This window comes from Silanimonas sp. (genome assembly GCF_027530345.1).
Classification (GTDB): domain Bacteria; phylum Pseudomonadota; class Gammaproteobacteria; order Xanthomonadales; family Xanthomonadaceae; genus Silanimonas.
In genome coordinates this window covers 99404-107819 of sequence record NZ_JAPZQK010000024.1, presented here as the reverse complement: position 1 = coordinate 107819, position 8416 = coordinate 99404, and the positions used below count along the sequence as shown (strand labels likewise).

The window sequence follows — 8416 nt, the reverse complement described above, 5'->3', positions numbered from 1 at the left end:
CACGTGGCGCTTCCTGATCGACTACAACGAGCACCGCCCCCACGACGCCCTTGGCGGCATGACGCCCGCCGAGTTCCGAAATCACCACGAGGCCAGAAGCTCTACTTTCGAACTGTCCGCTTGACGGGGGAGGTTACGGGTTCGAATCCCGCCGTCCCGACCAATTCATGACGTAAGTCGTTGAAATGAAAAAGCCGGCCATCGCGAGATGTCCGGCTTTTCAGTTTTCTGCGTCTTGTGCCGTGAACCGCCGCCCCGGGTCTAGAGCCTGAACCGCCCTACGTTCTGTGCCAGCCGGCTGGCCTGGTCCTCCAGTGCACGGGCGGCAGCGGTGGCTTCTTCCACGAGTGCCGCGTTCTGCTGGGTGGCCTCGTCCATGTGGGTCACCGTGGTGCTGACTTGCTCGATGCCTGAGGTCTGCTGCGCCGAGGCCGCACTGATCTCGCCCATGATGTTGGTGACGCGCGTTACCGCCGAGAGGATCTCGCCCATGGTGGTGCCGGCGGAGTCGACCAGTTGGCTGCCGGTGTCGACGCGTTCAACGGTCTCGGAAATCAGGCTTTTGATCTCACGGGCGGCGGACGCCGAGCGCTGCGCGAGGGTACGCACTTCGCTTGCGACCACCGCGAAGCCGCGACCCTGCTCTCCGGCGCGAGCCGCCTCGACGGCGGCATTGAGCGCGAGGATGTTGGTCTGGAAGGCGATGCCGTCGATGACGCCGATGATGTCCTCGATCTTGCGCGACTGCGCGTTGATCTCGCCCATGGTGTCGACCACTTGGCGAACCACGCGGCTTCCCCGTTCGGCGACATCGCCGGCTCCGATGGCCAATTGGTTCGCGCTGCGTGCGTTGTCGGCGTTGCCGCGTACGGTGGAGGTCAGTTCCTCCATGCTGGCGGCGGTTTCTTCCAGGGCTGCCGCCTGCTGCTCGGTGCGCGAAGACAAGTCGGCGTTGCCGGCGGCGATTTCGCTGGCTGCGCTGTCGATGGCCTTAGCAGCCGCCTGAATCTCGCCCAGCATCGTCCTTAACGCCATGATCGTGCTGTTGATGTCACCCTGGAGCACGGCGAACGCACCCTCGAACTGCCCTTCTACCGTGGTGCGCAGATCGCCCTGCGAAAGTGCGCGCATGGATCGACTCACCGTGCCGATGTTCTGGTCGAGGGTTTCGATCAGGCCATTGACGACGTCGGTCAGCGCGGAATTGGTGCGGTCGGGCTGCATGCGCCGGGAGAAGTTTCCGCGCGCGGTCTCAGACACGACGTCGCTGAGCTCGCGTAGGGCGGCATCCGCCGCATCCAGATTGCGGTGGCCGATGTCGCTGTCGAGATAGCCCGAAAGGAGCGAAGCCAGCTTGTCGATAAGGACACGCTCTTCTGCCAGGAAGGGGCCTTCGTCAAGTTCGGGAAGCGCGCAGGTGTAGGCCAGTTCGATGCTGCCCTCGATGCCGTCCATGGTCCTGAAGTGGGCGATCTGGCGCCATGGGGAATCCTTGAACCCGGTCGAGACGAAGCGGTTTCCTCCGTAGCGGATGCAGGCGATCGCGTGTTCGGGGTGCAGCCAGAATTCCGGCAGTCGCAGCGCGAGCGCGGCAAGTCTGGCGGCCGGGTCCGGCAGGTCCTCGCGGAAGCAGAGCTGGATCGCAGTGGCGAAGGCGTCGAGCTCCTTGCCACGCTCGCGCAGGTCGATCAGCAGCTTCGTGCGTTCATTCAGCGCGGCCTTGAGACCGGAAGCAAGGTCGTCGGACGTCGTCAGGCGCTTGGCTGCGGCATCGACGGACTGCAGGTCCCTGCTGGCGAGGGCACTGAGCACGCCCTGCAACTGGTCTGCGCCGATCGTGCGACGCTGCCACGCAGGAAGGGCCAAGCCGGCGAGCAGGGCAAGCGACACCCCTCCGAGCCATGTCGCGCGTTGGACCGGAACGTCGGCGAGTTCGGCGATCGCATGGACGAGCACGGGGTAGAGCAGCCCCACGGCGGCCACGGTGAGCAACACCACTCCAGGAAAGCGCGGATGGAAGATCAACGGACTCCGAAACATTAGAAAACCCTCCGATGCAGGTCACCGTGTGGCGGATTCAGGCCCAGCGGCATGGAACCGCCGCGGTGCTTCCATAAGTGCGCATGCAACCACGCACTAAATCGATTGTTTCGAAATCTCAAGCATGCTTTCCGTGAAGGAGCACGCCGAAAACTGAGGAACCCAGGGGCGCGCCGTGCTGGCGCCTTCGATGGTTCGCCAGCGGCGGCTCCACGCTGTCAGGTCGATGCAGCCCTGAGACGAAGCCGCCGAGTCCGGAGGGCTAGGCCCTCCGGCATGGCCAATCAGCTGTCGAACAACGCGGCGTCCAGCGCGAGCAGCGAGTCCGGGCCTGCCTCGATGCCAGCCTTGTGCAGGCGGGTACGCGGCAGCAGGCGCTGGAAGTAGAAGCGCGCGGTCTCGCGCTTCGCCGTCTTGAAGTCGGCCGGATAGTCGCCGGCTTCGGCGACGGCCACGCTCTTCGCCCACCAGTAGGCGAGGGCGACGTAGCCCGAGTAGAACAGGTAGTCGACCGAGGCCGCACCGATCTCTTCCGGATTGCCGGCGGCCTTGCGGCCGACCGCCATCGTGGTGTCGGCGTACTCTTTGGCCAGCGTGGCCAGCGGGCCGATGAACTCCCCTACGGAGGCGTTACCAATATTCTGCTCGCAGAACTGCTGGATCATGCCGAGGAACTGCTTCAGGCCCACGCCCTGCTGCTGCATCACCTTGCGGCCGAGCAGGTCGAGCGCTTGGATCTGCGTGGTGCCTTCGTAGATGGTCGTGATGCGGGCATCGCGGGCGAGCTGCTCCATGCCCCACTCGGCGACATAGCCGTGGCCGCCAAAGCACTGCAGTGAGTTGTACGTGCACTCCACCGACCACTCGGTGAGGCAGGCCTTCACAATCGGCGTCAGGAAGCTCAGCAGGTCGTCGGCCTGCTTGCGCTCGGCTTCGTCGCTGGTGCGCTCCATGACGTCGACCAGCGTGGCCGCGTGGTACGCCAGCAGGCGGCCGCCTTCGGCCAGCGCTTTGCTGGTGAGCAGCATGCGGCGGATGTCGGCGTGGACGATGATCGGGTCGGCCGGCTTCGAGGGCTCCTTCGCACCGGAGAGCGCGCGCATCTGCAGGCGGTCGCGGCTGTAGCGCAGGGCATTCTGGAAGGCGCGATCAATGAGGCCCAAGCCCTGGATGCCGACGGCGAGGCGCGCGGTGTTCATCATGGTGAACATCGCCGCGAGGCCCTTGTTCGGCTGGCCGATGAGGTAGCCCTCGGCGCCGTCGAAGCTCATCACGCAGGTGACCGAGCCGTGGATGCCCATCTTGTGTTCGATGGAGCCGCAGCGCGCCGCGTTGCGCTCGCCGACGCTGCCATCGCGCGCGACCTTCACCTTCGGGACGATGAAGAGCGAGATGCCCTTGGTGCCGGCTGGTGCGTCCGGCAGGCGCGCCAGCACGAGGTGCACGATGTTGTCGGTGAAGTCGTGCTCGCCGCCGGTGATGAAGATCTTGGTGCCGGTGATGGCGTACTTGCCGTCGGCGATCGGTTCGGCGCGGGTCTTCAGCAGGCCGAGGTCGGAACCGCAGTGCGGCTCGGTGAGGCACATCGTGCCGGTCCAGCGGCCTTCGACGATCGCCTTCAGGAACACCTCCTGCTGCCACGGCTCGCCGTGGTGCTTGAGCGCTTCCGTCGCGCCGTGCGAGAGCAGCGGGTAGTTGCCCCAGCTCAGGTTGGCGGCGTCGATCATCTCCTTCATGACCACGCCGAAGCTCTCGGGCAGGTCCATGCCGCCGAGCTCGGCGCGCGCGGTGATGCCCGCCCAGCCGCCTTCGACGAACTGCGTGTAGGCCTCCTTGAAACCGGTCGGGGTCTTCACCGCGCCGGTGGCCTTGTCGAAGGTGCAGCCTTCGCGATCACCGACGCTGTTGAGCGGCGCGAGCACGTTCTCGTTGAACTTCGCGGCCTCCTCGAGCGCGGCGTCCATGACGTCGCGCTGGGCTGCCTCGATGCCGAGTTTCGCGTAGAGCGCTTCGGCCTGGATCACGTCGAACAGCGCGAAGCTCATGTCGCGCACTGGGGCTTTGTAGGTGTTCATGCGAAGGAGGTCTGTCGGCGATGGGGAGGGGAAAACGGAGGGCAGCAGCCAGCGGGTGCGAGGTGCGATCCCAGCAGGTCCGGCTTGCTCAGCGGAGCACGCCGTCGAGGCCTGGGGCGCGGCTCAGCGCGCTGCTGTAGTCGATGGGGTAGGCGCGGCCGTTCGGCTCCACGGTGATCGTGCCATGGAGGCGATAGCGCAGCGCCGTGCCGTTGGCCAGCGCCGCCTTCGCGCGCTCCAGCGCAGCGGCATCAAGCGTGGTTTCGATGGTGAAGGTTTCCGCGGCCTGGGGCAGCACGGTCAGGTTGGTCTCGCCCTGCAGTCGCGTGGCTTCCGCGCCAGCGAATTCGAGCGTGAGCGCATAGGCCTCCACTTCGCTCGGCACGGTGCTGAAGCTCTGCACTCGAAGCTGCACGGTTGCGCGGCCGTCCTGCAGGAGGATCTCCTGCACGCGCGCTTCCGGGGGGAACACGCGCTTCACCGGCCCGCTGGCGCAGGCGGCGAGGAGTAGGGCGATCAGGGCGAGTAGGGTGACTCGAAACACGTGGAGACTCCGGGACACACAAGGCCCGCGGAGCATACCAGTGCGTATGGCCGACGAGGTCGGCCTCGCATCAACCCTTGCCGCCGCCGCGGTTGCGCGTGAAGCCCACGTCGTTGATGACGGCGTTGGTGCTGGCGAGCATGGGCAGGTAGTCGCCGGTGCTGCCGAAATTGCGCACGTTGGGGAATATCTCGTTGGCGTCGGAGAATCCGAGCCCGAACCAGCGCGCCAACGTACTGCCCAGCTGCTCGACAGGCGTGGTCGGGATCATCCGACCGCGACCGACGTCCTGCGACGAGCCCAGCGCATAGTCCGGCATGGTGCCGTAGATGCGGCGGCCCACGACGTCGCCGCCGAGGATCCAACTGTGGCCGCCCCAGCCGTGGTCGGTGCCGTCGCCGTTGTTGTTCAGCGTGCGGCCGAAGTCGCTCATCGTGAACGTCGTGACATCGCGCGAGACACCCAGTTCGATCGTGGCGTTGTAGAACGCGGCAAGGCCTTGGCTGACCGTGGTCAGCAGGCGGGGGTGGTCGACGGGCTGGCCGTCGTGCGTGTCCCAGCCGCCGAGGCCGACGAAAAAGATCTGCCGGCGCTGGCCGAGGGCGCCGCGGGCGGCGATCGTGCGGGCGACGGTGCGCAACGTGTCGCCGAAGCGGCCGGTCGGGAATACGGTCGCCGGGGCCGGCACGTTGTTGATGGCGTTGAACACCGATTCGCTGAAATCGATGGCGCGACGGTTCATCCGGCCGTGCTCGCGCACAAAGGCCGAGCTGTCGCGCTGCGCGGCGTCGAGGAGCTGGTTGAAGGCGGTGCGGCGGGCGACGCTGCGAGCGTCGGTGGCGGTCCGAAGGCTGGCGTCGATGCGCGAGGGGCCGGAGCTGCCGAGGGTGTACATGCCCGTCTGCGAGCCGGCGAGCCACGCGTTCGCGCCCGACATCGTGAGACCGATCGGCAGGCCGGTGGACGAGCCGAAGCCTGCGGCCTGCAGGCGGTCGGCGAGGCGGCCGCCCCAGCCGGCCTTGGCCGCCGTTTCGCTGCCCATCGACATCGAGTACGACTGTTGGTCGACGTGCGAGAAGAGTTCCGGCGGCAGCGGCACGCGGCGGTTCTGGTAGTCCGACTTGGTCGTGGGCGTGACCAGCGGGCCGACATTGCCGATCAGACCGGCACGGCCGCTTTCGAACAAGGCCCGGAGCTCCGGCATGGCCGGATTCAAGCCCCAGTCGACCCCGCCCGCGCCTGCGGTCGGGGTGATCGGCAGCAGGTTCGCCTGCGGAATGGCCAACGCCGGTCGGGCCGCGTTGTAGGTGCCGTAGGCGGTGGTGCTGCGGGGGACGACCATGTTGAAACTGTCGTTGCCGCCAAACAGGTAGACGCAGACCAGCGCCTTGTACTTCTCGTTGCTGCGCGTCGCGGCATGCACCATCTGCAACTGGCCCATGGTCGCCATCGCGGCGGCACTGCCGAGCGCGATGCGGCTCGCGCCAGCGAGGAAGCGGCGGCGCTCGTTCGCCTTGTCGATGCGGTCCATGGATTACCTCTGCGTGGCGAACTGGGAGGACGAAGCGATCAGGAAGATCAGGTCTTCCACGCGGTCGCCACCGCCGTCGTTCATCGGCGTGGCGTAGGTCGACGAAATCAGGATGGTCCGCATGTCGGCCGGCATGCGCCCACCCATCAGCAGCAGGTTCATGCGGTCGACAAGCTTCTCGGGCGCCACGGCCAGCGCCTTCTCGGCCGACAGGTTGAAGCGGTAGCGCGTCCAGTAGAAACGCGGATCGTTCGTCGTGGTCGGGATGGTCGTGTCAGCGCTGTCCGTCTGCCAAAGCCGGCCGTGCAAGTGGTTGATCGAGCTCACCGCCACCGCTTCGTTGAGGATCTGCAGCTCCGGAGCGACGAGGCCGCGCTGGCGCAGGTCACCGGTCGGCATGAAGTTCGGCCGGTAGAAGTTGAAGACCGACGGCGATCCCATGATGGACTGCGACATGTCGATGCCGATGCCGCGGTTGCGGAGCAGCCCGCGCGTCGTGGCGCCGCCTGCCGTGGCCACTGCCTGGCCTTCGGCGTTGAAGGCCCGCAGCACCGCTGAGAAGCGCAGCATCGGCTCCTTCACCTTGCCGTAGCCGTACTGCTGCGTCTGGGCGGTATCGCGGGCCTCGGGATCCATAAGCACCGCGCGCACCACCGCGCGCATGTCGCCGCGGACACCGCTGCCATTGTTGTTGAAGCGCTCGGCCACGCGGCGCACGTAGGCCGGGCTCGGATTGCTGGTGACGAGCCGCTGGATCAAGTGGCGCGCGAGGAAAGGCCCGACGTTCGGATGGTTGAACAGGTTGTCGAGGGCGATCCTCAGGTCGGCGGCCGCCGTGCCGCCGGCGGGCACCGGGGTGCCACCGAGAAGGGTCTTGGCGCCGGTGTCGTGGTAGATCTCGCCCTGCGTCGTGCGCCACGCCGTCATGTTGCTGATCAGGCCCGGCAGCTTGACGTCGCCTTCCCAAACCCCCCAACGCGCGGCGTTGCTGAAGTTCCAGCCGGTGAGCGCGCGCGCGAGGTTGGTGATGCGCGTGTTGTCGTAGGTGGGGATGGTGTTGCCGTTGCCGTCGAGCCTCGGCGTGCCGTCAATGTTCAGCTCGACGAGGCCGATCGAGAAGAGCTGCATCACCTCGCGGGCGAAATTCTCGTCCGGCTCGGTGTTGGTGCGCGTGTCGGCCTTCTCGTTCTGCAGCATGCCGAGGTAGCGGCCCATCAGCGGATTCAGCGTCACTTCCTCAAGCAGCGTGCGGAAGTTGCCGAGGCCGTGGACGGCGAGGGTGTCGTAGTAGTCGCTGATCGCCAGCTGCGAGTAGCCGACGTTGTCGCTGACTTCCGAGATGACGAAGAACTGGCTGAGCGCGAAGGCCACGCGCTGACGCAGCTGGTCCTCGCCGCGCACGCCGATCTGCCACCAGGTGTCGTGGCGGCCCAATTGGCAGACGTAGCTGAACCGGCAGGCGAGGTCGTCGGCATTGCCGCCCACATGCGGCGACAGCTCATTGTGGATGGCCTGGTGGGTGGCGAGGTGGCTCGACGCCGGGCGGTTGAACTGGTCGGTGATCCAAGCATCGGCACCGAGCGAAACGACCCGGTTGATCTCGCTTTCCGTGGGGCCGAAGGTGGCTTGCATCAGCAGGCGCGCCGCGTCGGCCTGGGCCGTCGTGGGAGCTGCGCCCGCGCCGAAGCCGGCGGTCGCCGCGCCGGCAAGCGTCCAGTTCTGGTTGCGGCCTGAATCCAGCGCTTGGCAGCTTCTGAACTGAACAGGTCGGCTGGTGCGGGTGTCGCTGTTGGTGACCTCGACGCAACGGGCGGAAGAGATGCCTCGGATACGGAATGGCAGTCCACCGCCCCGGAGCCGCTCGAGCTGGAAGACCTGCATCGTGTCGCCGCTGGAACATGCGGTCTGGATGAGCGCGAGACCGTCGGTCGCGGTACTGCCATTCGCCGAAAGGCAAAGATTGCTGTGCGTTGCTACGACACTGAAGCGTTGCCTGGCAGCATCGATGACCTGGAACCGGAAGTTCTGCTCCGGACGCCCATTGCAGGTGTTCTGCACGAGCTGCAGGTTGTTCGCCGTCGACGCGCCTGGCACCTCAAGGCACATCCCGCTGTGCTCGACCACGGCGGTGCTGGTGAACGTCGATTGGGCGGCGCTGGGCAGGGCGAAAGCGACAGCAAGACCGATGACGGCAAGCTGTGCCTGACGAAGGGGGCGCATGTCAGC

General features: G+C 66.6%; 5 protein-coding genes and 1 pseudogene. 1 reads left to right on the top strand and 5 read right to left on the bottom strand.

Going from position 1 to position 8416, the window contains the following annotated elements; all coding sequences use genetic code 11:
* The coding region (locus O9255_RS13085; protein ID WP_297867225.1) for an integrase core domain-containing protein at positions 1 to 124 on the top strand (124 nt) is incomplete at its 5' end.
* A 137-nt stretch (positions 125 to 261) separates the two neighbouring features.
* Here O9255_RS13085 and O9255_RS13080 read toward each other — a convergent pair.
* The 5 genes and pseudogenes from O9255_RS13080 to O9255_RS13060 form a co-directional block, all read right to left on the bottom strand.
* Positions 262 to 1197: pseudogene (locus O9255_RS13080) on the bottom strand (methyl-accepting chemotaxis protein); the annotation flags it as partial.
* A gap of 1127 nt (positions 1198 to 2324) precedes the next feature.
* Entirely contained in the window at positions 2325 to 4115 is a 1791-nt protein-coding gene (locus O9255_RS13075; RefSeq protein ID WP_297867308.1) for an acyl-CoA dehydrogenase C-terminal domain-containing protein, read from the bottom strand.
* Positions 4116 to 4203: 88 nt separating this feature from the next.
* Positions 4204 to 4659 (bottom strand): hypothetical protein, encoded by a 456-nt coding sequence (locus O9255_RS13070; RefSeq protein WP_297867307.1) that lies wholly within the window; start codon positions 4657 to 4659, stop codon positions 4204 to 4206.
* 70 nt (positions 4660 to 4729) lie between these two features.
* On the bottom strand, positions 4730 to 6190 hold the full coding sequence (locus O9255_RS13065; RefSeq protein WP_297867306.1) for a DUF1501 domain-containing protein: 1461 nt from the start codon (positions 6188 to 6190) through the stop codon (positions 4730 to 4732).
* Between the two features lie 3 nt (positions 6191 to 6193).
* Complete coding sequence (locus tag O9255_RS13060) at positions 6194 to 8410, bottom strand: DUF1800 family protein (protein WP_297867305.1); 2217 nt, start codon at positions 8408 to 8410, stop codon at positions 6194 to 6196.
* Positions 8411 to 8416: the final 6 nt, after the last annotated feature.

Coding starts and splice junctions, on each gene's coding strand:
- O9255_RS13075 (WP_297867308.1), bottom strand. CDS start 4,115: ATGAACACCTACAAAGCCCCAGTGCGCGACATGAGCTTCGCGCTGTTC.
- O9255_RS13065 (WP_297867306.1), bottom strand. CDS start 6,190: ATGGACCGCATCGACAAGGCGAACGAGCGCCGCCGCTTCCTCGCTGGC.
- O9255_RS13060 (WP_297867305.1), bottom strand. CDS start 8,410: ATGCGCCCCCTTCGTCAGGCACAGCTTGCCGTCATCGGTCTTGCTGTC.